16 protein-coding genes are annotated in these 23392 nt (G+C 59.2%); 1 reads left to right on the plus strand and 15 read right to left on the minus strand.

Features of this window, described 5'->3' with window-relative positions; genetic code table 11:
• Positions 1 to 155: 155 nt before the first annotated feature.
• The 11 genes from WJU23_RS21310 to WJU23_RS21360 form a co-directional block, all read right to left on the minus strand.
• Positions 156 to 1610, minus strand: coding sequence for a DUF1501 domain-containing protein (locus WJU23_RS21310; protein WP_346334649.1), 1455 nt, complete (start codon positions 1608 to 1610; stop codon positions 156 to 158).
• A 19-nt stretch (positions 1611 to 1629) separates the two neighbouring features.
• Positions 1630 to 4812, minus strand: coding sequence for a DUF1553 domain-containing protein (locus tag WJU23_RS21315; protein WP_346334650.1), 3183 nt, complete (start codon positions 4810 to 4812; stop codon positions 1630 to 1632).
• Between the two features lie 155 nt (positions 4813 to 4967).
• Positions 4968 to 6425, minus strand: coding sequence for a DUF1501 domain-containing protein (locus WJU23_RS21320; protein ID WP_346334651.1), 1458 nt, complete (start codon positions 6423 to 6425; stop codon positions 4968 to 4970).
• Positions 6422 to 8944, minus strand: coding sequence for a PSD1 and planctomycete cytochrome C domain-containing protein (locus WJU23_RS21325; protein ID WP_346334652.1), 2523 nt, complete (start codon positions 8942 to 8944; stop codon positions 6422 to 6424). The genes WJU23_RS21320 and WJU23_RS21325 overlap by 4 nt, the downstream gene beginning before the upstream one ends.
• Positions 8945 to 9013: 69 nt before the next feature.
• The gene (locus WJU23_RS21330; RefSeq protein WP_346334653.1) at positions 9014 to 9934 is read right to left on the minus strand and encodes an ROK family protein; all 921 of its coding nucleotides are present in this window, start codon (positions 9932 to 9934) and stop codon (positions 9014 to 9016) included.
• Positions 9931 to 10851 carry a methylenetetrahydrofolate reductase [NAD(P)H] gene (gene metF, locus WJU23_RS21335; RefSeq protein ID WP_346334654.1) on the minus strand — a complete coding sequence of 307 codons (921 nt, stop codon included), beginning with the start codon at positions 10849 to 10851 and terminating at the stop codon, positions 9931 to 9933. The genes WJU23_RS21330 and metF overlap by 4 nt, the downstream gene beginning before the upstream one ends.
• Before the next feature lie 94 nt (positions 10852 to 10945).
• Positions 10946 to 12250, minus strand: a complete 1305-nt coding sequence (locus tag WJU23_RS21340) for an FAD-dependent oxidoreductase (protein ID WP_346334655.1) — start codon at positions 12248 to 12250, stop codon at positions 10946 to 10948.
• A 20-nt stretch (positions 12251 to 12270) separates the two neighbouring features.
• Positions 12271 to 13056: a glycosyltransferase gene (locus tag WJU23_RS21345; RefSeq protein ID WP_346334656.1), complete on the minus strand. Its 786-nt coding sequence runs from the start codon at positions 13054 to 13056 to the stop codon at positions 12271 to 12273.
• Positions 13053 to 14033, minus strand: coding sequence for a polysaccharide deacetylase family protein (locus tag WJU23_RS21350; RefSeq protein ID WP_346334657.1), 981 nt, complete (start codon positions 14031 to 14033; stop codon positions 13053 to 13055). Before WJU23_RS21350 ends, WJU23_RS21345 begins: the two co-directional genes overlap by 4 nt.
• A 12-nt stretch (positions 14034 to 14045) precedes the next feature.
• On the minus strand, positions 14046 to 15170 hold the full coding sequence (gene wecB, locus WJU23_RS21355) for a UDP-N-acetylglucosamine 2-epimerase (non-hydrolyzing) (RefSeq protein ID WP_346334658.1): 1125 nt from the start codon (positions 15168 to 15170) through the stop codon (positions 14046 to 14048).
• A gap of 83 nt (positions 15171 to 15253) precedes the next feature.
• Entirely contained in the window at positions 15254 to 16417 is a 1164-nt protein-coding gene (locus WJU23_RS21360; protein ID WP_346334659.1) for a prepilin peptidase, read from the minus strand.
• Between the two features lie 61 nt (positions 16418 to 16478).
• Here WJU23_RS21360 and WJU23_RS21365 point away from each other — a divergent pair, with 61 nt between their 5' ends.
• Complete coding sequence (locus tag WJU23_RS21365; protein ID WP_346334660.1) at positions 16479 to 17111, plus strand: M15 family metallopeptidase; 633 nt, start codon at positions 16479 to 16481, stop codon at positions 17109 to 17111.
• A gap of 2 nt (positions 17112 to 17113) precedes the next feature.
• On the opposite strand, the gene WJU23_RS21370 is transcribed toward WJU23_RS21365, so the two are convergent.
• Genes WJU23_RS21370 through WJU23_RS21385 form a run of 4 tightly spaced genes read right to left on the minus strand, consistent with a single transcriptional unit; the run spans position 17114 to position 23275 of the window.
• Complete coding sequence (locus WJU23_RS21370; RefSeq protein WP_346334661.1) at positions 17114 to 18268, minus strand: sialidase family protein; 1155 nt, start codon at positions 18266 to 18268, stop codon at positions 17114 to 17116.
• Positions 18269 to 18273: 5 nt separating this feature from the next.
• Entirely contained in the window at positions 18274 to 19086 is an 813-nt protein-coding gene (locus WJU23_RS21375) for an aldolase/citrate lyase family protein (RefSeq protein ID WP_346334662.1), read from the minus strand.
• Positions 19083 to 20264 carry a sialidase family protein gene (locus tag WJU23_RS21380; RefSeq protein ID WP_346334663.1) on the minus strand — a complete coding sequence of 394 codons (1182 nt, stop codon included), beginning with the start codon at positions 20262 to 20264 and terminating at the stop codon, positions 19083 to 19085. Before WJU23_RS21380 ends, WJU23_RS21375 begins: the two co-directional genes overlap by 4 nt.
• Positions 20261 to 23275, minus strand: a complete 3015-nt coding sequence (locus WJU23_RS21385; RefSeq protein ID WP_346334664.1) for a sialate O-acetylesterase — start codon at positions 23273 to 23275, stop codon at positions 20261 to 20263. Before WJU23_RS21385 ends, WJU23_RS21380 begins: the two co-directional genes overlap by 4 nt.
• Positions 23276 to 23392 lie beyond the last annotated feature (117 nt).

Raw genomic sequence — 23392 nt, forward strand, 5'->3', positions numbered from 1 at the left:
TTTCCGCCAGCGAAGCCTGGTCTTCATGCGCGAGATCATCCAACGTTATCAGAAGAAAGCATGAAAACCAGCTCATCACTCAACCGCCGGATGCGGAACCGCACGACCGGTGGTGTCGGAGCACAGTGGGGGCTAAACCGCCTCCCTACCTCATGTCAGGCAATCAGCTCTTTGACCACCTTCGCCGCTTCAACGCCGGTCAGCTTCTGGTCCAGCCCCTGGAACTTATAGGTGAAGCGGTCGCTGTTATAGCCCAGCAGATGCAGAACCGTCGCGTGGAAGTCGCGGATATGCAGGGGATCTTTGACGATGTTGTAGCTAAAATCATCCGTCTCGCCATAGATCGCCCCGCCCTTTGAGCCGCCACCGGCCATCCACATGGTGAAGCAGCGCGGGTGATGGTCACGGCCATAGTTGTCCTGGGTCAGGCCGCCCTGGCTATAGATGGTGCGCCCGAACTCGCCGCCCCAGATAATGAGCGTATCTTCGAACATGCCACGCTGTTTAAGGTCTTCAATCAAGGCATGGCAGGGCTGGTCAATGTCCTTGCACTGGCTGGGCATACGCCCGGTCACATTGCGGTGATGATCCCAGTTGTTGAGGTAAATCTGCGTGAAGCGCACTCCCCGCTCCGCCAGACGCCGCGCCATCAGCACCCCGTTGGCAAAGGTGCCCGGCTTCTTCGCTTCTTCACCATACATCTTGAAGATGTGGTCAGGCTCCTTGGTGATGTCCGTCAGCTCTGGCACGCTGGCCTGCATGCGGAAGGCCATCTCATACTGCTGGATGCGAGTATGCGTCTCAGGATCGCCCACCTGCTGGTAGTTCAGCTCATTCAGCGCATTCAGACCTTCGATGGTCCGCTTGCGCACACTGTTGGGCACCCCGGGAGGATTGTTGATGAAGAGGATGGGGTCCCCCTTGCTGCGGAATGACACCCCCGCATGCTCACCCGGCAGATAGCCGCTGGACCACAGACGTGAAGAGATGGCCTGCTCCTGCTCACGGTTCGTCGGCGTGGCAATGAGCACCACAAAATTGGGCAGGTTTGCATTGACCGACCCCAGACCATACGAGGCCCAGGAACCCAGGCAGGGACGCCCGGTGATCTGGTTGCCCGTTTGCATGGCGCAGATGGCGGGCTCATGATTGATGGCCTCTGTATGCAGTGAGCGCATCCAGCAGATGTCATCCGCATTTTTGGAGAGGTTCGGCAGCAGATCCGAATTCATCCACATGCCGCACTTCCCATACTGCGCAAAATTATAAACCGACGGCGCAATGGGAAACCGCGCCTGTCCACTGGTCATCGTGGTCAGGCGCTGCCCTTTGCGGATGCTTTCCGGCAGGTCCTTGTCATACCATTGCTTCATCACCGGCTTGTAATCAAACAAGTCCATCTGCGAAGGCCCGCCGACCATGTGCAGGTAAATGACCCGCTTCGCCTTCGGTGCCCAATGCGGTGCCACACTGCCAATCGCCGCCTTGGCCGAACCCGTCATCCCCTCGCCTAACAAAGAGGTTAGAGCCGCCGCCCCCAGTGCATTCTTCCCACGCGAGAAAAACTGCCGCCGGGTTTCAAAGGTGTTCCATTCGTTGAGGATGCTCATGATCGTAGAAAATTAGAAGTTACTTGTTGAGGACTTCATCCAGGTTCATCACCTGGCTGGAGACCATGGTCCAGGCCGCGAGTTCAGCGGGAGGGAGCTTGGCGTCGGGTTGGGTTTCACCCACACTGATGAGGGCTGTGGCATCTTCGGGGACGGCCTGATAATGGGCGCGCAGATCCTTCAAGCTGGCCTGCAGGATGGTGGTTTCCTGGGGCTTCAAAGGACGGCAAAGAAGGCGCTGGGAAATGGCAGCCAGCCTTTGTTCATCCTCACTTCCGGCCTTCATTGCCTGCTGGGCCAGGTTGCGGGAAGCCTCGATGAATTGCGGATCGTTCATTACCACCAGCGCCTGGAGAGGCGTGTTGGTGCGGTCACGGCGCACACAGCTCACTTCGCGGCTTGGAGCGTTAAAGACATCCATGTTGGCGGGCGGGGCCATGCGTTTCCAGAAGTTGTACAGCGTCCGGCGGTAGAGGTTTTCCCCCTGGTCCTGCACATACTTCTCGGTGCCCATACCCACCACTTCCCAGACGTTTTCCGGCTGGTAAGGAAGCGTTCCCGGACCGCCCATCTTGGGAGAAAGCGATCCGCTGGCCGCCAGGGCGTAATCGCGGATCATCTCCGCATCCATGCGGAATCGCGGACCGCGGCTGAGCAGCGCATTGTCACGGTCCTTGTCAATTTTCTCCTGGGTAATGATGGCCGCCTGACGATAAGCGGCGGAGGTCAGCAGCAGCTTGTAAAAGCGCTTCACATCCCAGCCGCTTTCACGAAATTCCACCGCCAGCCAGTCCAGCAGTTCTGGGTGCGTGGGCGGGCTGCCCATGATCCCAAAATCCTCGCTGGTGACCACAATGCCACGTCCGAAAAGCTCCTGCCACATGCGGTTCACCGTAACGCGGGCCGTCAGCGGATTGGCCTCGTCCACCAGCCATTGGGCCAACCCCAGGCGGTTCTTGGGCGCGCCTTCCGGCAGTGAGCCCAGCGCCACGGGCGGGGCAGCCTCCACCTCTTCACCAAGCTGGTCATACACGCCGCGCATCAGGATGTTGGCCATCGGCTGCGTGTCCATTTTTTCCTCCTGGATGTGAGTGATGGGACTGCGGTCCTTGATGGCTGCCAGCTCCGCCTCCAGCTTGCCAGACAGTTTGTTAGCCATCTGATAGCCCGCATGGCGGGTCACCAGATAGTGCTGAAACAACAGTTCTTTCTGCTTGGCTCCAATCTTGGGTGCTGCCAGCATCAGCTTCAGCGGCCCCACTTTGGAAAGGGTCTGGATCTCCACCGCCGCGAGCTGGCGCTCATAGATGCGCACATCCTGCACGGAACCGTCGTTGAATACTCCGCCGTTGCCTCGCTGGCCGATGCGTGTCGGCATCGGGGTCCGGATGCTGCCTTTAAGCGTGTTGTTTTCGATATTCAGCTCTTGGGCGACTCCATCCACATAGATCTTCACCCCTTGCGCCTTGCCCTTGCCGTCATAGGTCACATAGACATGCTGCCACACGCCAGGCCGGACGGTCGGTTTGCGTGTACTCACTTTCAGCGCATCCTTGGGCCAGTTGCTGACGATGTGGACAGAGTAGTTCCGATCGTTCTGGAGAAGGTCCCAGCCGCGATAGGCCCCCTTCACATCCATCCGTGCAATGATGCCGCCGCCCTTGCCCACGCCCACGCTGCTTGCACGCACCCAGCCACCATAGCTGAAGGCCTCGTCCTTTTCAAAATCGCCCGCGTCCCCGATCTCGAAGGTGCTGTTGGCCTTCATCACAGGGGTAGGGCCGATCTTGCCATCCGGCTTCCAAGTCACTTCGCCCTTGGCTTTAAAAGTCTTCGTGGCTCCGCCAATCACCGCCACCTCGCTGCCCTCACCTTCTGTCAGCGGCACATGCGCCACCATTCCCTTCGCTGCCACATCCCGATCCAGATCCTCAGGTCTCGCGGTGGTCAGCCATTGCTCAAACTCGCCTACGGCCAGATTGCGGTTCTCTTCCATCTTCGTTTTTGTCGCTGCGATCTCCCCCGGCAGCGCCTTCCAGCGCGGAAGATCCTTCTCGCTGGGCAGTACAAGCACAGGTCCATTGCCATCTTTCACGTTACCGTCCTTTGGTTTCTGCGTCGTATTGCGGAAGAAGGCCGCCATCGAGTAATAATCCTTCTGCGATATCGGATCAAACTTGTGGTCATGGCACTGCGAGCAGTTCGTCGTCAGCCCCATGTAAACCCAGCCCAAAGTCTGCACACGGTCCGCCGCATAGTTGGCCAGGTTCTCTTCATCAATGGTCCCGCCTTCATTCGTGGTGATGTTGCAGCGCTGGAAGCCCGTTGCGATAAGCTGGTCCACCGACGGTTTCGGCAGGAGGTCCCCGGCGATCTGCTCAACTGTGAACTCATCAAAGGGCTGGTTCCGGTTGAACGACTTCACCACCCAGTCGCGATACGGATACATCTCGCGCGGCTTGTCAAAGTGCAGTCCGTGAGTGTCCGCATACCGCGCCGCATCCAGCCAGTAGCGCGCGCGATGCTCACCATACTGCGGCGACTTCAGAAGCTCATCCACCAGCTCATTGTAGGCCGCATCCGGCAGCTTCTGGCCCTCCGCCTTTTGAAGATAACGCTGCACCAGCTCTGGTGACGGCGGCAGCCCGGTCACGTCCAGGCTCACCCGGCGGATCAAAGCCGCAGCTTCCGCCTCAGGGGCAGGTTCCAGCCCGGCAGTCTCCAGTTTCGCCAGTACAAAACGGTCCACTGGCGTCTTCGCCCATGCGCTGTTTTTGACCTCCGGCTCCGGTGCCCGCTCAGGTTTCATCAGCGACCAATGCGGCTGCCAGGGTGCCCCCTCCTCGATCCAGGCTTTGATCTTGGCGATCTGCTCCGGCTTCAGCTCCTTGTGCGACTCAGGCGGCGGCATGATCTCATCCTCATCCTTGGACAGCAACCGCTGATACAGCGGACTTTCCTCCGGCTTTCCCTTCAGCACAGTTGGCGTCTCGCCTTCCTTGGCCGTAAAAAAACCCTCTTCCGTATCCAGCCGCAGACCGGCCTTCCGCGTGCCCGGGTCAGGCCCATGGCAGTGAAAACAGGCATCTGCCAGGATCGGGCGGATATCCTGGTTGAAGGCGACCTTGCCATTGCCAGCCCCAAAAAGGCTGCCATGCAGGGCGATCAAACTTAATGTGACATGGAGGCGTACTAAAGTCATCGTGATAACATACGAACGTTGTTAACCGATATTACGATTTCCCGCACCCTTTGCCACCTGTCCCTGTCTTGGAGTCAAAAGTGGCCAACCCTTGCTCAAAATACGCCAAGGCAGGCGGAGACAGATTCGGACTTCAAATTCTGTCGAAGAGATCCTCACACGATGATCTCGCGGATCACCTTGCCAAAATCCCGCTCCAGGCGCTTCCGTCCAGGCACCTCCAGACGATGTGGATTCAGGCCTAACAAATGCAGGATCGTCGCATGCACGTCGGTGACATAATGCGGGTGCTCCGTCGCATGAAAGCCCAGTTCGTCCGAAGCACCATGAATGGTGCCGCCTTTGATGCCACCACCGGCCATCCAGATGCTAAAGGCAAAGGGATGGTGGTCCCGCCCGTCGCTGCCCTGGCTGCCGGGAGTACGGCCAAATTCCGTGGCAAAGACCACCAGCGTCTCCTCCAGCATGCCCCGCTGTTTCAGGTCCTTCAGCAGCCCGGAAATGGGCTTGTCCACCTCACCGGCCAGGCGTGAGTGGTTCTTCTGCAAACCGGAGTGTGAATCCCAGGCTCCGGCCGCCCCGTCCCCATGCTGGAGCTGGATGAACCGCACCCCGCGCTCCGCCAGGCGGCGCGCTACCAGCAGTTGCCGGGCAAAGGGCTCCGTCTCCTTTTGATCCAGCCCGTACATCCGCTTCGTCTCCTCGCTCTCCGTATCCAGATCCAGCGTTTCCGGCACCGCCGTCTGCATGCGGTAGGCCAGATCGTAGCTTTTCATCCGCGCCAGCAGTATGCGGTCGCCAGGGTATTGCTCCGCCGTGAGCCGGTTCAGCCGGTGGATCATTTCAAACTGCGCGGCCTGCTCGCTGTGCCCCGTACCCGCTTCCGGTTTGGCAAAAGAAAGCGGATTCTTCGGGTCCACCTTCAGGTTCACCGCATCAAAGGCAGGACCAAGATAATGCCCGTCGCGTGTGTCAAAATAACGCGGCCCCATGTTCACAAAAGACGGCAGATCATCCGTCATGCTGCCCAGGCCATAATTGACCCAGGCCCCCAGCGTCGGCACGCGCGGCTCCAGCATATGCCGCCCGCTGGCAAACTGCACCTGCGCACCGTGATTGTTATCCGTCGTCCACATGCTGCGCACAAAGGCGATCTCGTCAGCACAAGATCCAATATGGGGGAACCAGTCGCTGATCTCCACCCCGCACTGGCCATAGCGTTTATAGCCCGTTTGCAGCGGATAGATCACATTGCGCTGCTGGCCATTGGCATCATTCACCACCACCACCCGCACATTTTTCTGCTTTTCAGGATCCAGCACTTCTTTAAAAGGTGTCTCATCAATGCTTTTGCCCGCGTAGCGGTTCAGCATCGGTTTCGGGTCAAAGCTCTCCATGTGGCTCACCCCGCCGCGCATAAAAAGCCAGATCACCCGTTTCGCCTTTGGCGCATGCATGGGCAGCCCGTCCGGCGGGCTCCATGTTCCCGCTGCCGCTGCCTCGCGTGCAAGTAGCGCCTGCAAAGCCACGCCACCCAGCCCGGTGCCAAGCTGGCCCAGAAACCGACGCCGGGTCTGCACCTGCCGAAGTTCAAATGAAAGGTCCGTGTTCATCGCAGAGTGACGAAGTCGTTGTGATTAAAAAGCGCTTGGAGGAACAGCTCACGCTTCAGCGATCCCAGGGTTTCCAGGCAGATATCCAGCTCCGCTGGCAGCGCCTCCCGCCCCAGGACGACCAGAAAAGATCGCCTAACAAAAGATTCATCATCCAGTGAACCCAGCCCCTTCAAAAGCGTCTGCGCACATTCATAGGAAAGCTGGCTGTTGCTCAGCGCCAGCGCCTGCTGTGGCACCACGCTTTCCTCCCGCCGGTAGCAGTCCAGCACGTTGGCATTGTCAAACATCGCCAAAAACCGGTGCTCCTGCTGCGCGGTGTGGTTGAAGTAAAGCGACCTCCTTGCGCTGCTCTCCATCTTCACTGGGTCCAGCGTCGGCCCGCCAAGAGTCAGGTCCAGCCGCCCCGCCAGATGCAGCAGGCTGTCACGCACCACCTGCGATTCCATCCTCCGCGGGTTCATCCGCCAGTAGCAGGCATTGTCCGGGTCCGCCTCCAGCGTAGCCGCATCCGCACCGGCATTGGAGGAACTGCGCGCATACAGCTCCGACAGCACCATCTCCCGATGAAGCTGTTTCAAGCTCCATCCGCTTTCCATAAACCGCACCGCCAGCGTATCCAGAATGTCCTGGTGCAAAGGCGTGCCGCTGCGCCGTCCAAAGTCGCTCACATCCGCCACCAGCCCCGTGCCGAAGTGGCGCAGCCACACATGGTTCACCATCACCCGCGCCGTCAGCGGATGTTTCTCACTGGCGATCCATCGGGCCAAAGCCAGCCGTCGTCCCGTGCTGGTTTCAGGATACACCTGCACCTGCGCATTGTTTGGATCATCCGGGCCTTCCTTTGCCTTCAGGCTGGCCAGCAAAGGTGAATAAACTTCGCCCGGTTTGGTCACCTTTTCCGCCGCACTTTTGAGAGCCTCTTTTGCCGTGACGAGCTTCTTGTTAGCCGCCGCTTTCTTCTTCGCATCCTTGTCAGTCAAAGCCGGATCCTTTTGCGCCTTGAGAAAGTTTACCTCCGCCAGGGCCAGTTGATACCGCGCATCGGCAGCAGCCGCTTGGGCAGCCAGAGCCTTGTCCCCCGGAGCCGCCTCCGCTGCATGCACAGCCCTCAGCATGTCAGGCCGCGCCTGTGCTGCCTCCAGCGCTTTTTCCACCAGCGCTTTGTCTTCCGCTTTGGACTTGGCCAGAGCCGTGCGGGCCGCCACCAGCGCACGCTCCGCAACCGCCAGATGATCACTCAAAGAAAAGGGCAGTAGCACAGGCCGCACCGAGGATGCCGGCAGCTTCAGCGACACCGCCTCATAGACCTCACCGCCCAGGATCTTCGGCACGCCCGGTGGATGCGACTTGGACTTGTCCTCATTTTTATCATCCCCCCGGATATGCCGGTAAGTGGGCCGGTCCAGATGCAGGTCAAAAACACGCGGCAGCCCGTTTTTCTCAAAGTCCGTCTCGCCCGGCCAAGGGTCCAGCCGCACATGCAACGGCTCAAAAATCGCCCGCATCTGGTAGTACTCCGCATGGCTCACCGGATCATACTTGTGATCGTGACATTTGACACACTGCATGGTTAGGCCAAGAAATGCCCGGCTGGTGTGCTCCACCGTTTCATCCAGCCATGTCGTGCGGTTGAAGAGGTAATAGCTGCGCGCCAGGAAACCCGTCGCCCGCAGGTTGTTACGGTCTTCCGGGGCAAGTTCATCTGCCGCCAGCATCTGCACGATCATCTCATCGTAGCCCTTGTCCGCATTCAGGGATTCGATGATCCAGTCCCGCCAGTGCCACAGATGCTTCTGGCTGTAGCGCAGTTGCGACCCCAGACCATACCAGTCGCTGTAGCGCCAGATGTCCATGAAATGCCTCCCCCAGCGCTCCCCGTATTGGGGCGATGCCAGCAGCCGCTCCACCACCCTTCCCTGCACTTCCTTGCCCGCCGCAGCCGCCTTCATCTCCGCCAGGAAGGACTGCAGCTGCTCCGTCGTCGGCAGCAGGCCGATGAGGTCCAGATACACCCTGCGCAGCCACGCCTCTGGCGCAGCTTCCGGCTGGGCCGTCAGCTTCCGTTCATCCAGCCGGGCTGCCAGCAGTTCATCCAGCGTCTTGCCGCTCGCCTTCGGCACATGATACGCCCAGTGCTCCTGCGGATCCGCCTCCGGCTTTTCATCGGTCGGCCCCGGTGCTCCGGCCGCGATCCAGGCCTTCAGCAAAGCGATCTGCTCCCCATTAAAAGCCGCCCCTTCGCCTTCCGGCGGCATCCTCTCATCCAGATCCGCCGTCATCACCCGTTGCAAAATCAGCGCATGATCCCCCGCGATGGCATTGCCCCCATCGCCGCCCTGTTTCATCAACGCCACCGTATCCACCCTAAGCCCAGCCTTTTGCTTCAGCCCGCCATGGCAGGCATAGCAGCGCTCCTGCAGCAACGGCTTGATGTCCCGCAGATAGTCCACATCTTCAGCGCCCGCGCACAGCCCCACCATGCCGGTCGAAATAACCAGTCTTCGCAGTAGATGCACAGAGGCTGAAGGAGTCACCCAGCAGCTACGTTACCGGCCCATCACCTTTTGCTTTTTAGCAAGCTAAAATCACTCATTGCCATCCAACGCCATCCGGCCCAAAGCCAGCGCACCGAGCAAGCCGGATCTCGTGCCCAGTCCCGGTGTCACCACAAACTTCTCAATGTCATGACCCAGCTCAGGTACCGAAAGATACCCGTTCATGTGCTGCATCAGCTTTCCCTGCACCAGCGGGATCAGGTGCGGCTGCTGCATCACTCCCCCACCGAGGATGATCCTCTTGGGCGAAAGTGACAGCGTCAGATTCATTAGTGCATACCCCATCACATCCGCCACTTCCTCCCAGGCTGGATGATCCGGCGGCAGCGCATCCGCCTTCACTCCCCAGCGTTTCGCAATGGACGGACCGCTGACATACCCCTCGACACAGCTTTTATGAAACGGGCACTGCCCCTCCCGCTGAATGGCCTGGCTGTTATGCGGCGGCGGCACGATTAAATGCCCGACCTCCGGATGCAGCAGCCCGTGTAAAAGCTGCCCGTTGATCAAAACCCCGCCACCCACGCCGGTGCCCACGGTGATGTAAACCAGCGGATCCTTCCCCTGGCCCGCGCCCCACAGATATTCCGCCAGAACGGCTGCATTCACATCCGTGTCGAATCCCACTGGAACCTTGAAGCGGTGCTTGAAAAACGACATCACATCCGTCTGCTGCCAGTGAGGTTTCGGTGTCGTGGTGATGAAGCCATAAGTGTCGCTGTCGCGGTTCAGATCCACTGGCCCAAAGGTGCCGATGCCGATCGCCGCAATCGGACCGTGCGTCACCTTCATCTTCGAGATCCAGTGGCTGATGTTTTCCAGGGTTTCCTGAGGGGTCGTCGTGCTGATCCGCGCCGTATCAATGATATGATGCGGCCCGGTGCCGATGCCGCAGACAAACTTGGTTCCACCACCTTCGATGGCAATGATTAATGGGGAGGTATCACTCATGAGGGACGCACGGCTGAAGAATCACGGATTCCCAGGCTGGCGTAGATCTCGCGCGTGGCCTGGGATTTGTTCAGGGTGTAAAAATGAATGCCATCTACACCATGCTCCAGCAGGTCGCGGCACTGCTCCGTAGCATAGTGGACTCCCACCCGCTGCACGGCCTCTTCATCCCCGCCGCAACGCTGGATGGCGCGCATCAGCTTGGCCGGGTAGCGCGCTCCAGCCGCCAGCTCCGCCATGCGCCGCATCCCGCTCGCACTCGTGATGGGCATGATGCCGGCAATGATCGGGATGTTGATGCCCGCCAGTTTGCACCGGTCACGGAAATCAAAAAAGTCGTGATTGTCGAAAAAGAGCTGCGTGCAGATGTAGTCCGCACCCGCATCCACTTTGGCTTTCAGGTGATCCATCTCTAACATTCGGTTAGGAGTCGTCGGGTGGCCCTCAGGAAATCCCGCTACACCGATTCCAAAGCCGCGCTGGTCTGGATGAGCACCGCTGTCGTTGAACTTCTTGATGAACCGCACCAGATCCGCCGCCTGCTGAAAAGCATCTTTCTTCCGGTCATACCCTTCCAGGTTCCGTGGCGGATCTCCCCCCAGCGCCAGGATGTTGCTCACCCCCGCCTCCGCATACCGCTCCAAAATGGAGGCAATGTCCGCCTCACTGTGGCACACGCAGGTCAGATGTGGCACCGGATCCAGCGTCGTGGTCTTTTTGATGCGCACTACCAGGTCATGCGTCAGTTCCCGCGTCGAGCCACCGGCCCCATACGTCACACTCACGAATGAAGGCTTATAGGCCTCCAGTTCACCAATCGTCTGATACAGCGCCTCCGAAGCCTCCGCCGTTTTCGGAGGGAAAAACTCAAAAGAAAGCGTTGGGCGCTGCTGGGCAAGAATGTCGGCAATATGCATCGGGAGAGAATGTCCCCCTATTGAACGCGGGAGATGCGCCGGGGCAAGTCATAGAAATACGCTTCGCCTCGGAATTGCCTGCTTCATTCCTTCTTTACATCACCGCCAAGGTTTTTTCCGCCTGGATCACGCTGCCGTTCCATGAAGTCACGACTGGATAGACCTGCGCCGTCGTCGCCAGGCTCACCTTGCCGGGAATCAGCCGCTCTGGCGGCCGCTTTTTCATGAAGCCGCGGGTATAGACCGGCTCCACAAAAGGAGCCCGGAAGACGTAGTCCGCCTCCAGCTCATCCGCCTTTAAATCCGGGAAGATCTTCTGCAACGCCGCAAACCAGGTGCTCTTGATTTCCGCCTCCGGCTGGGTAAACCGCGCATCGGTCCGGTGCACATACTTGGTCAGATAGACCACATGCCTCCCCTGCCCCCGGTCCGCCTCATCCGTCAGCGTGGAGGTTTCCACCACGCCGTCAAAGGGATGCTCCGCCGCCGGGGTGGCCAGCCAGTAATGTTTGGTCAGCGGACGTTTCAGAAACAGCACATGATTGATCACCCCCTGGAAATCAATGCCCCAGTCCGGCACATGAGCCTTCTCTTTAAATGCATCCGTAGCCACCTTCGTCAGAGTCGGCCAGGGCAGCGTGATCAGCAACTGGTCCGCTCTCAGTTCTCCGGCATCCGTTTGCACAAAGGGATTTCCCCCGGCATCCAGGTCAATCTTTTCGATCTTTTCATTCATCCGCAGCGTCACCCCCAGCTCACGCAAGCGCGTGGCAAAGACATCGGTGATGCGTTTGTAACCCCCTCGGATGTAGCCCTTCACCTCCCCCTTGCTCTCGCCCTTTTCGCGGTTGAAGCGTGTCCAGAACCACAGCGCTGGCACATCCTGAAAACGGTCCCCAAACTTGGCTTCCAGCATCGGCTGCCAGAAGGTGGAGAAAGCCCGCTTTCCCGAAAGCCCCTGGAGCCATTGAGCTGTCGTCATCTCATCCAGCCCTTTGTCCGAGCACACACGGCCCCAGGCACCTGTGATGCCCACCCGGATCCGGTCCACAAACGGTAGCGGCGCAAAGCGCAGCAGGTCCACCGGTGTATTCAAGGGATAGACTTTGCCTTCACTTGCATAAGCAAACGAGCTGGGCCGCCAATAGATCTCTGGGGTGAGCCCCAACGAATCCAGAACACCCAGCAGCGGCCCGTCACTGGGCAGCATGCAATGATAAAACTTCTCAAACATCCGGTCATCATGCTGAAAAAACGTACCCAGCCCGCCGAGCTGGTCTGAGCCTTCCACAAGCGTCACCGGATGCCCTTTCTCTGCCAGTCGCAGGGCACAGACCAGTCCGCTGATGCCTGCCCCTAAAATTAAGACATGTGGAAGCCGGTTCTGCTCTGAATGCATAAGTCAACTTAGTCCATCATTCATGCCTGGGAAGTCACCAGGCCTGCCACTGCCACCCCCGGTTTCGCCGAGCGATAGCGCCCCACCACGATCAGGTATCGTTTCAGCGTCCTCCATATCTTCAGCTTGCTTACCCCGGCCTTGAGGTCATACCGCAGCGTGTAAGGAACCTCCGTCGCCTTGGCCCCGATGGCACGGAGTTTCAGCATCACTTCCAGCATGCAGACGAAGCCGCTTTCTTCAACCAGCTTGTTCTCACCATAGACCTGCGCCATGCGCTTCAGCAGGTTGCTGTCATAAAGCCGGAAACCCGTCGAATAATCCCTCACATTCCGAAAAGGCACGATGGTCTTCATCAGTAAAAAACAGCCCAGGCTCAGAAATTTGCGAAACGCGGACAGGCCCACAATCACGCTGCCCGGCTGATATCTTGAAGCGATGACCAGTTGCACATCCTTTGTCTCCATTTCCTTCACCATGTCCATCACATAGATGGGATCATGAGTATTGTCGGAGTCCATCACCACCACGGCATCCGCCACTTTCATCGCCGCTGAAAGCCCGGTCTGGATGCCCATGCCCAGCCCCTTGTTCACCTCATGCTTGATCAGAGTCAGGGGCATCCCTCTGGCCGCTTCTGTCGCGATCTCTGCCGTCCGGTCACTGGAACCGTCATCCACCACAATCACTTCATAACGAAACGGCTGGGCGGTCAGTGTTTCTTGTATCCTCGCCAGAAGTGCAGGCAGGTCCTTTTCTTCATTAAATGCCGGCAGGACGACGGCCACGGATTCGATCTTTTTCATGAGCGGTTCGGTTCGAGATGTTGCGTTTCAAAGGCGGTTTCGGAAGACTCTGGTTCCAAAGGCTGTGTCAAACTCTGGGCGGTCTGCCCCATCGTCGCCGTTCCCCAATGACGGCGCAGGCTGCTGAGGGTATGGCGCACCAGTTCGATTTTTTTCTCTGCAGGCACCCGCATCGCCGGGAAAAAACCCAGTTCCGGCACATCGCTTGCATCCAGAAAATCCGTCGGATGGAGCAGCAGAGAGGGAGATACTTGGGTCAGCCGGCACAAGGCTACCGCCATGTCCCAATACATGCGTGCCAGCGGCATTGAATACTGCGCCAGAAACAGCAGGTAGCTGAGATGAACCGGCGTGCGCAGCAGCGGCATCGTCGTTACCGGCATTTCCAAAAGACCTGGCTGGATTTGATACGGCGTCAGCGGAGAAAAGGCGCTGAAAATGCTGCCGTACAGGCCTTTACGTTTGGCCTTTTCCTCCGGCGGCAGCTTGGAGGTCATGAAAAAATACGCCCGTGCCACCGGCCCCATGACAGTCGGGAACAGGCTGGCATCATACAGATAACCACGATCAATGAGCATGTCCCTCACCGCCTGGGAGGTGCTGAAACCCGGCCCGCGAAAGCCCTGCGGCCGCTGCCCGGTTGCTGCCAGGATCGCGGATTCCGCCTGCTCAAAATCCGCCAGCAATTCCTCCTGGCTGTAAAGATGCAGCCAGGGTTCATGCATGTGGCTGTGATTGGCCAGCTCATGCCCGGCATTGGCCAGACTCTGCAAGGCCGCGCGGTTCTTTTCCAACTCCGCATCCTTGCCCACCACGAAGACCGTGATTCTCAACCCGGCCCGTTTCATCGTATCCAGAATGCGCGGAGTCACCCGGTCCAGGTAACTTGGGAAGCTCTGCCACCCGTCCAGCCCTTGGGTCTTCATATAAGCCCATTGGTTGTCGAGATCGAGTGAGACGTTGGCGGAAAGCGGCATCAATGGCAGGGTCTAGGGTGGAAGCAGAAGACGGGAGATGATTCGTTGGGAGGCCTGGCCGTCACCAAAGACCTTTTCGGCTTTCGCCGCATGGTCAAACCAGGCGGTATCCGCCACGGCTTCATTGAGCAGAGATTCCAGGTCACTGGCACGCTCACCCACAAGCCTGGCCACGCCCACGTCCACCCCTTCAGGCCGTTCAGTATTCTCGCGGAGCACCAAGATCGGTTTCCCCAGAGAGGCCGCCTCTTCCTGAATGCCGCCGGAATCACTCACGATCAGCCACGAATCGGAAAGCAGATGCACGAAGTCCGCATACCCCATCGGAGTCGTGATGATGATCTGGTCACAACCGCCCAGCTCCAGCTCCGCAGCTTCCTTCACTGCCGGATTCGGATGCACCGGAAAGACCACACAGAGCTCCGGGTGCGCTTCCGCAAACCGGCGCAACAGCCGCAAATGCGTACGCATGGTATCGCCAAAATTCTCCCGCCGGTGAGTTGTCAGCAGCACCACCTGTCGTCCGGCAATCTGTTCCCTCAGCTTCTCAATCACCTCACCGGGCCGGGTATTCGCCAGCGTATAGTGCAGCGCATCCACCACCGAATTACCCGTGACGGAAATCTGCGAATCCGCGATGCCTTCTGCGAGCAAAGCCGCCCGGTTTCGCTCCGTGGCGGCAAAGTGCAGCGTGGCAATCTGGGAGACCAGACGCCGGTTCATCTCTTCAGGAAACGGGCTCAACGGATTGCCTGAGCGCAAACCCGCCTCAATGTGCCCCACGGGGATCTTGCGATGAAACGCCGCCTGGGCACCACCCAGCGCCGTGGCCGTATCCCCCTGCACCAGGACATAATCCGGCTGCACTTGTTCCAGCACCGGGTCCAGCCGGTCAATGACTCGTGACAAAAGCCGGTTCAGCGGCTGCCCTGCCACCATGGCCTCAAGGTCGTGGGCCGGATGTACATCAAAGAGATCAAACAGCGGGGTCAGCAAATCGGCATGCTGGCCGCTGTTCACCAGAATGGCTTCTGCCCCCTGACGTCGGGCTTCCCGTATCAGCGGAGCCACTTTGATCATTTCAGGCCGGGTGCCTAGGACAAAAAGGAGTCTCTTCGCTGTGAAAGTTTCTATCATTGTGAAAAATTTAACATTGAGGGAAGTTAAATCAATAATTTCTATAACTCCTGACCGTTTTTCCCCTTCCCAGTAACTTCGAATTAAAACTCTGTCCGCCCAGTGACCTTGGAAAGGTACCAGGCCATAGCCTGCGGTCCGTAAAAGATCCACAGCGCAGCCCCGGCAGCCAGATAGGGTCCAAAGGGCAGCTTGGCACCCCACTGGGCACGGCCCGTGAGCCGGGTAAATCCTGCCACCAGTGTACCCAGGATGGATCCGGCAAAGATGGTGAACAGCACAGCCTTCCATCCGACAAAGGCGCCGATCATCATCATGAAGTGCACATCGCCCAGGCCCATGGCCTCGCGTGGGATCATGACCCCGGTGGCCGTTCCTTGCAGGGTGGTGACGTTCTCCAGATTGTAGTCATCCACCTTCCCCGTCGCATCCCGCAACTTCATGGTTTCCATGAATAGCTCCACGGTCACATCGCCGTAGGTCTGGTCGTTAACACGCACAGAGGGGCAGTTGATGACCAGACGGTCCGTAGGCCGCTGCATCCCGAACAGGTCCACCCACTCGATCTTGTCATCCCCGACAGTGACAATGGGCGGCTCGTTTTCATCTGGCTGGGTTACGCTCCAGGCCTCCGGTTTGTCAAAAGTCAGCTTCTTACGGCCAAAGGCCAGCTTGCCCAGTTCTACCACCAGGCGCAGCCCGCCGAAGCCGACCGCTGCACTGGCCAGAGACATCAGCCCCGCCCGCCACCAGAGGTCCTCCCCCTGCAAAGACGGCACCCAAAGCGAGGCCAGCACACCTGCAATGGTGCCATTGCGGGTGATCTCCGCAGGTAGCAGGAAGTGCTCAATGTCAATGAAGGTCCCGGCGATGAGCAGGCTCATGAACACCCACAGGCAGAGCACCTGCGGTCCCCATTGGGCGATGTACATCCAGTCGCCGCCAAACTGCATGAGCACGGCAAAGAACATCAGGCCCGTAAATAGCTCCACCCCGAGGTAGCGAGGAGAGATGGAGGTCTTGCAGTTGGCGCACCTGCCGCGCAGCAGCAGCCAGCTCAGGATGGGCACGTTGTGATACCAGGGGATGGGGTAGTTGCAGCTTGGGCAGAAAGACCGGCGCGGATTGTTGACGGACAGGTTCCGGGGCACCCGGTAGATCACCACATTCAGGAACGACCCAATGCCCGCTCCGATGAAGAAGAACAGAAAGTGCAGCAGGGCATTGAGGATCTGATAACGCAGCATGGGGGATGAAGTGCCGGAAACTTGCCTTGCCATCCGCCCTATAGGAAGCAAAAAAAGCATAATGTCTTCCCTGCCCCGGCTTATACTCCTTGCTGCGCTTCTCTGCTCGTGCTCCGCACCGGCTGAAAAGAAGGGGCTGGTGGATATTCAGCGGACCATCCCCGGCCTCTCCGTGGACCTGCGGTATAAGACGGCGCAGAACGTGACGGGCCGTCCCTTATACCCGCCGGACATGCCGTGTATGCTGCGGGCTTCGACGGCCAAGAAGTTGAAGAAGGCCCAGCGGCGGCTGCGGTCCCAGGGCTATGGGCTGCGGGTCTGGGATGCCTGGCGGCCACCGGAAGCGCATGCGAAGCTATATGGCAAAGGCGCTGCGACAGGTATGTTCCTGGACCCGGCACACGGCTGGTCACGGCATTGCGGCGGGGTCTCCGTGGATGTGACACTGGTGGATAAGAACGGCAACGAACAGCAGATGCCCACTTACTTTGATGAGGACCTGCATAAAGCCGCCAGCAATCAGCAGCCGAGTGATCCGGAGATCCGGCGTAATCTGGCATTGCTGAATGAGGCGATGACTGAGGCTGGATTCAAGGCCCTCCCGGGGGAGTGGTGGCACTTTGATGACCTGGAGTTTTTATATCGGCCTATCCCGGTGATCCGGGCGAAGGATGTGGGGATAACGATTGAGTGAGCTTATTCGGCAGCCTCGATCCAAGCTTCGTTGAAGCGGGCCACGGTGAGGCGGCTGTCGCGTTCGTAGAAGCAGAGGAGGGTGCCGTCGGGAAGAACGGTGAGGTCGGAATAGGCGCTCTTGCCGGCTTCGAGAGTCTTGTTGGCGATCCAGGTCTGGCCGTCATCGCGGCTGAGTTTGATGGAGAGGTTCTCACGAAGGCCGCGTCCGCCCGGTACAGGCTGGCCGTTTTCATCGAGCTTGCGGGAATGCGGATTGGCGAAAACGAGGGTGCCGGGTTTTTGTGGCAGGGCCGTGAGGCTGCCCATACAGATGGGCTCCCAGAGGGCATCGTCAAAGCGGGGTTTGCTCCAGCCGGTGGCACCGTCGGCACTGATGGTGATGAGGCGGCGGCTGGCCTTGGAAACGCTGCGGGTATTGAGCATCACCCGGCCATCGGAGAGCATGGCTAGCGTGGTTTCATTAGGATTGGTGAAGTCGCCTTCATTAGGTGCAGCGATGTCGCCGGACTTCCAGGTCTGGCCGTGGTCGTCGCTGTAGATCGTGGCGGCGACGGAGGGGGCATGGTCGCCGGGCTTGGAGCCGTAAGCGAGCCAGACAGGGACGACGAGGCGGCCGCTTTTGATCTGAATGCCGTGACCGGGGCCGGTGGCGAGGACGTTCCAGGGACAATGGGGTTTGAAGCCCTCGAAGGCGGCGGTGATCTCGCGCGGCTTGCTGAAGGTCAGTCCGTCATCGCCGCTGCTCATGTAAAAACACCGGGCGTAATTGAGGCAGTAGAGGAAATGAATCGTGCCGTTTTCATCCACGATGGCGACGGGGTTGTTGACGGTCTGCTCCTTGTCACCGCCTTCCTTTTTCCGAGGGTTGCCTTCGGCACGCTCTCCATGATGGGCGATGTGCTGGGCGGCCTCCCAGGTCTTGCCGCCATCAGTGCTGCGGCGGAGATGCACTTCGATCTCGCCCCAGTCCTTGCTGTCGTTGAGACGTGCTTCGCAGTAGGCAAGGACGGTGCCCTTGCCGGTGACGACGATGCCCGGAATGCGATACAAGGAGGCTCCTTTGCCACCTTCGAAGACATCAGTTTGCTCCAGGAAGGGAGTGGCAGCGTGAGCGGATAACGCGAGGAGGGAGAAAAGGAGGAGGGCTTTAAACATAGGAGTCAGATGGTGACGGTTTCGACGGAGGCGGAGGCAGTAGCGAGGCCAGCAAGGTTTTTGACGGCGGCGAGTTCCAGACGCAGGTGCTTTTGAAAAAGGCTGATATCGGCACTATGGATGAGCATCGTGGCACCGAGTTTGAGGAAGCGGGCATGCTGCTCGACACTGCCCCAGAAGTGGATACCGGCCCCGATGCCAGCAGCGCGAGCTTTGGTGAAGATGGTCTCGCAGGCGGCGAGGAAATCGGGGTGGTCGTATTGCTCAGGCACGCCGAGGCTGCAAGTCAGGTCGTGCGGGCCGATGAGCACTGCATCTATCCCGGGGACAGCAAGGATTTCATCCAGCGCGGCAATGGCGGGGACGCTCTCGATATTGATGATGAGCAGGCGGTTCTGCGCACCAGCGGCCATGTAGGATTGCAGCTCCGGCTCGCAGGTGCCACCGGCAAGGATGGTATCCAGCCTGCGGCCTTTGAGGGGGCGGACTTTGACGGCTCCACGCAGGGCCTGGACCTGGGCAGCGGATTCGACATAAGGCGCGATGATACCAGCGGCCCCGCCATCCAGAACCATGGTGGCGGCATAAGGATCGGGCGAGGGAATGCGCACCAGCGGCGGCAGGCCCATGGCCAGATAAGTCTGGCACATCCAGGAAAGCTGCTCGCGATCCAGCGCGATGTGCTCGGTATCTATGAAGACAAAGTCCAGCCCGCAACCCCGGACCGTATCCGGCCAGCGGGGGGAGGGAGAGACAATGAGGGTGCCGAATACGGGCTGCCCATCGTGAAGAGCGGCACCAAGCTGGGAGGGTGTCATTTGAAAAGTTGGTTAGGCTTTGACCAGAGGATTTTAGCGAGGATGATGCGGTTGGACTCGCTTTTGCGTTCCTCGGGAAAGCCCATTTCGGTGCTGATGATCCAGGTTTCTTCTGGGCTGTAATCGAGCACACCGAAACCACCCGCCAGGTCGAGGCCGGTTTCGGGCATGAGGACCTGCTCGGTGGCGCGGAGGATGCAGAGGCGCTTGCGATCCACCTTGGCGATAAACAAGGGGGCGCGGTGGCGGAAGACGTGGTCGTTATTGGCCCCTTTTCGGGTATAAACGAGGTATAGGTCGTCACTATGGGCGACCCAGTGCTGCTGGGCGTTATAGCTGCCCAGCACCTGGCCGTCATCGAAGGTCCATTCGGCTGGCGGGGTATAGTTGAGGCCGTCATCACTGACGGACACGAAAGCGCTCTCATCCGCCCGCATGGTGAGAAAATAGCGGCCCTGATACCCCATGACGGACGGTTCGTATAAACCGCGCCGGCCTTTGAAGGTGAGTTCGGAACCGTGCTCCTTATAGGTCAGAGTTTTGCCATCAAAGGTGCAGCGGGCGACGATGGTGGTGTATTGGCGGCTCTTGGGATTTTTGCGATACCGGATGGGCAGAAGGATCTCGCCATTGGGCAGATCGAAGCGCTGATGGCAGCCTGAATTGGGTTCCAGGATGGTGAGACCTTCGTGGTCTTTTTCCGGGAGTTCCAAAAGGTTCAGGCCGCTCCAGGCATCGGTCTTGGGGGAATAGACGGCGTAGGAGACTCGCTCGAAACCCCGGTTTTCTTTGATGCCGCCTTCGAACCCAAAGGTCTTGCCATGGGCGAGAACGACACCGGTTTTGGCATGAAACTGGGGGCAGATATCGCCCATGACGAAGTCATGCCCTTCCGGCATGCGCTGGCGGCGGAGGCTGATAATTTCCTTCGGCGGAGACCAGGTTTTGGCCCCGTCCACGGTCTCGGTGACATAGACGTTGCGAAAGCCGTGGGAGCCGAGCTTTTCGATCTCCTGAGTGGTGACGATGACACGGGCGGGATCTCCAGGGATAAGGGCGGCACGGGACTGGGACCAGTTCAGGGGGCCTGAACTGGTCTGCACGGTGCTGTGCTCCAGATGGAAGTCTGCGGCCGAGATGGAGGTCGCGAGAAGCGCTGCGAGAATGAAGCGGCTCATTGAAGGGGAGCAGGCTCGGTCATTTTCCAGTCATCGGTGCGGAAGGGGGAGGCGGGCAGACCTTCGCCATTAAAGAGGCTGGCGGCGGGATTGGCGGACCAAGCGTAGCGGACGGCGACAGGTTCCTTGATGTCCGGATGGGAGAAGACCATGAGGTTGCTGTTGATCTTCACCTGGGCGGGCTTCCACTGCTTGTCGGCTCCGGCGATGACAAAACCTTGAGGTGTATCGCCTTTGATTTTGAGGCCGCCGGTGGCGTTGTCGAAGCGGATCTGGACGGTTCCGTTTTTCACTTCATGGCTGCGGACGGTGGGGCCGGAATAGGCGGGGAGCTTCTGCCGGTAAACACGTGCCTGAGCCCAGAGGGAGAGGCGCTCACCAACGGTCTTTTTGTCCTTGGGATGGTTATCCTTGGCCTCGCCGACATCAATGGTGACGGCCATGCCGGTATTCGGCACGCTGAGGCTTTTCAGCATGGCTTCACGGACGAGGGGGCGGTAGGCCTCCTGCTCATAGTTAGGCAACTGCACAGTGCCGAAGGCGAAGTTGTTGCGCCATTTGGCGCGCCAGTCGCTGATCATCAAGGGAAGCTGGGTGGCATAGAGGCTGGCTTTTTCTTCCGTGGAGCAGTTATGCTCCCCCTGGTACCAGATGGCCCCGCGGATGGAATAAGGGATGAGGGGTTGAATCATGCCATTGTAGAGATTGGCAGGATGATTTTGGCTGGTGAGAGGAGCGACCTGGGGACGCGGGGCGCGGGGGAATTCCTTGCCGCCTTTGGCTTTGATGCGCTCCACTGCGCCCTTCCAGGCGGTGGCACGTTTCGCATTGTCAGCTTTGGTTTTAACGGGATCGAATTCGGCGGCGTCCTTGGCCCATTTATCCAGACCGGCTTTGAGGGCGGGGACTTTGGCCTGGGCATCTTCGCTGGTCCAGGCGGCGATGTCGGTGCCGCCCCAGGAGGAATTGATCATGCCAACGGGCGTCTTCAGTTTGAGATGGAGATCGCGGCCAAAGAACCAGGCGACGGCGGAGAAGTTCTGTACGGTTTCTGGCGTGGCGACGATCCACTCACCTTCACAGTCATCTTGGGGGACGCGGGTGCTGTGCTGCTTCACCGTGAACATGCGAACCTGCGGGAGGTTGGCAGCGGCGGTTTCGGCTGGCGGGTATTCTCCCCGGTTGAATTTAAAGGCCATGTTGGACTGGCCGGAAGCGAGCCAGACCTCGCCAATGAGGACATCTTTGAAGGTGAGGGTTTTGCTGCCTTTGACGATGAGCTCTTGAGGTTTGTCAGAAGCAGGCTGGGCCTTCAAGCGGGTGCTCCAGGTGCCATTGGAGGCGGCTTTCGCGGTGGCGGTTTCGGTGCCGAGGGTGACGGTGATTTCCTCTCCATAAGGAGCCCATCCCCAGACGGACACCGGGGCATTGGCCTGGACGACCATGTGATCGCCAAAGATGGCGGGGAGCTTCAGCTCGGTTTTCCAGTCATCGGTGCGGAAGGGGCTGGCGGGCAGACCGGCACCGTTTTGCAAGGACCAGACGGGATTGTCCGCCCAGGCATAACGAACGGCGACGGGATTGGCCACACTGGCGGCATCGACGAGGACTTTGTTTCCGGCGATGTGGGCACGTGCCCAGACGAAACGGCGGTCCTCGCCTGCGATGGCAAAGCCTTTGAGTTCATCGCTGCCATCCTTGGATTTCAGGCCGCCATTGGCATGGTCAAAGGTCAGGGTGACGGTCTTGCCTTTGATCTCGTGGCTTTTGAGAACCGGGCCGGAGGTGGCGGGGACTTTCTGGTCGTAAACGGTGCCGAGCGCCCATAGGGAAAGCCGGCGGCCGACTTCCTGTTTTTTCTTGGGGTGGATGTCTTTTTCATCGCCCAGACCGAGGGTGACAGCCATGCCGGTCTTGGGCACGGAGAGGGTTTTGAGCATCTGCTCGCGGATGATTGGCCAGGTCTGGATCACCTCAGGGGATAGCTGAGGAGCCCTGTAGTCAGGGAGCTGAACCCAGGCGAAGGGGAAATCGTAACCCCAGCGGGTGCGCCAGTCTTGGATGAGTGTTTTTAACTGGAGGCTGTAGAGATCCACATAGGTCTTACCGGAATTGTGCTCGCCCTGATACCAGATGGTACCGCGAATGGCATAAGGGATGATGGGGGCGATCATGCCATTGTAGAGGTTGGCAGGATGGTTCTGGTGAAGGCGCGGCTCGACGGTGGCAAGAGGGGCGCGCGGAGCGGTTTTTTTGGCGGCCTTGGCGGCGGCAACCTCGGTTTTCCATTTGGCCATGGCGGCCTCGTCTTTTGCCTTTTCTTTGGCGGCATCCCAGGGCTGTTTTTTGGCCTCTTCCCAGCTTGCGGATATGGTCTTGTATTCAGGCAGCTTGGACTGGGCGGGCATGCTGGTCCAGGCCTCAATGGCGGTTCCTCCCCAGGAGGAATTGATGAGGCCGACGGGCTGCTTGAGGACCTTGTGGATTTCCCGGCCGAAGAAGTAGGCGGCGGCGGAAAAACGGCCGACGGTTTCGGCACTGGAGACCTGCCAGGTACCTTTGCAGTCCTTTTGCGGAGTGGTCATGGAAGCACGCTCGACGGTGAACATGCGGACTTGGGGAAGATTGGCGAGCTTCTGTTCCTCTTCATAGTTTTCGCTGCTGCTGACGGTCATGCCCATGTTGGACTGGCCGGAGCCTAGCCAGACTTCACCAATGAGGACGTCCTGGACGGTGAGGGTGTTGCTGCCTTTGACGGTGAGAGTCTGGGCTTCGGGCGAGGACTTCAACTGGCCGAGCTTCACCTGCCATTTGCCATCAGGAGAAGTCTTGGTAGTGGCGGTCTGGTCGGCCAGGGTGACGCTGACTTCTTCGCCGGCATCGGCCCAGCCCCAAATGGGAACTTCGGTGCCGGACTGGACGACCATGTGATCAGAAATGATGGCGGGTAATTTGACCTCCGCGAGGGCGCAGGAGGTGGACAGGAACAGGGCGAGGGCGGCGAGTCTCATGGGTTGTGAAGACATAGACGACGGAGAGGACGGGATATTACTGGTAACAGGGGGTGACCAGAAATTTTAGGACTTCCGGACTGGCGAAGTATTTTTTGAAGAATCCATGAAGGCAGG

It is taken from the genome of Prosthecobacter sp. SYSU 5D2 (assembly GCF_039655865.1).
Classification (GTDB): Bacteria; Verrucomicrobiota; Verrucomicrobiia; order Verrucomicrobiales; family Verrucomicrobiaceae; genus Prosthecobacter.

Bases quoted from the DNA above. Each gene is read 5' to 3' on its own strand.
- WJU23_RS21310 (WP_346334649.1), bottom strand. From the start codon at position 1,610: ATGAGCATCCTCAACGAATGGAACACCTTTGAAACCCGGCGGCAGTTT.
- WJU23_RS21315 (WP_346334650.1), bottom strand. From the start codon at position 4,812: ATGACTTTAGTACGCCTCCATGTCACATTAAGTTTGATCGCCCTGCAT.
- WJU23_RS21320 (WP_346334651.1), bottom strand. From the start codon at position 6,425: ATGAACACGGACCTTTCATTTGAACTTCGGCAGGTGCAGACCCGGCGT.
- WJU23_RS21330 (WP_346334653.1), bottom strand. From the start codon at position 9,934: ATGAGTGATACCTCCCCATTAATCATTGCCATCGAAGGTGGTGGAACC.
- metF (WP_346334654.1), bottom strand. From the start codon at position 10,851: ATGCATATTGCCGACATTCTTGCCCAGCAGCGCCCAACGCTTTCTTTT.
- WJU23_RS21340 (WP_346334655.1), bottom strand. From the start codon at position 12,250: ATGCATTCAGAGCAGAACCGGCTTCCACATGTCTTAATTTTAGGGGCA.
- WJU23_RS21345 (WP_346334656.1), bottom strand. From the start codon at position 13,056: ATGAAAAAGATCGAATCCGTGGCCGTCGTCCTGCCGGCATTTAATGAA.
- WJU23_RS21350 (WP_346334657.1), bottom strand. From the start codon at position 14,033: ATGCCGCTTTCCGCCAACGTCTCACTCGATCTCGACAACCAATGGGCT.
- wecB (WP_346334658.1), bottom strand. From the start codon at position 15,170: ATGATAGAAACTTTCACAGCGAAGAGACTCCTTTTTGTCCTAGGCACC.
- WJU23_RS21360 (WP_346334659.1), bottom strand. From the start codon at position 16,417: ATGCTGCGTTATCAGATCCTCAATGCCCTGCTGCACTTTCTGTTCTTC.
- WJU23_RS21365 (WP_346334660.1), top strand. From the start codon at position 16,479: ATGTCTTCCCTGCCCCGGCTTATACTCCTTGCTGCGCTTCTCTGCTCG.
- WJU23_RS21370 (WP_346334661.1), bottom strand. From the start codon at position 18,268: ATGTTTAAAGCCCTCCTCCTTTTCTCCCTCCTCGCGTTATCCGCTCAC.
- WJU23_RS21375 (WP_346334662.1), bottom strand. From the start codon at position 19,086: ATGACACCCTCCCAGCTTGGTGCCGCTCTTCACGATGGGCAGCCCGTA.
- WJU23_RS21380 (WP_346334663.1), bottom strand. From the start codon at position 20,264: ATGAGCCGCTTCATTCTCGCAGCGCTTCTCGCGACCTCCATCTCGGCC.
- WJU23_RS21385 (WP_346334664.1), bottom strand. From the start codon at position 23,275: ATGAGACTCGCCGCCCTCGCCCTGTTCCTGTCCACCTCCTGCGCCCTC.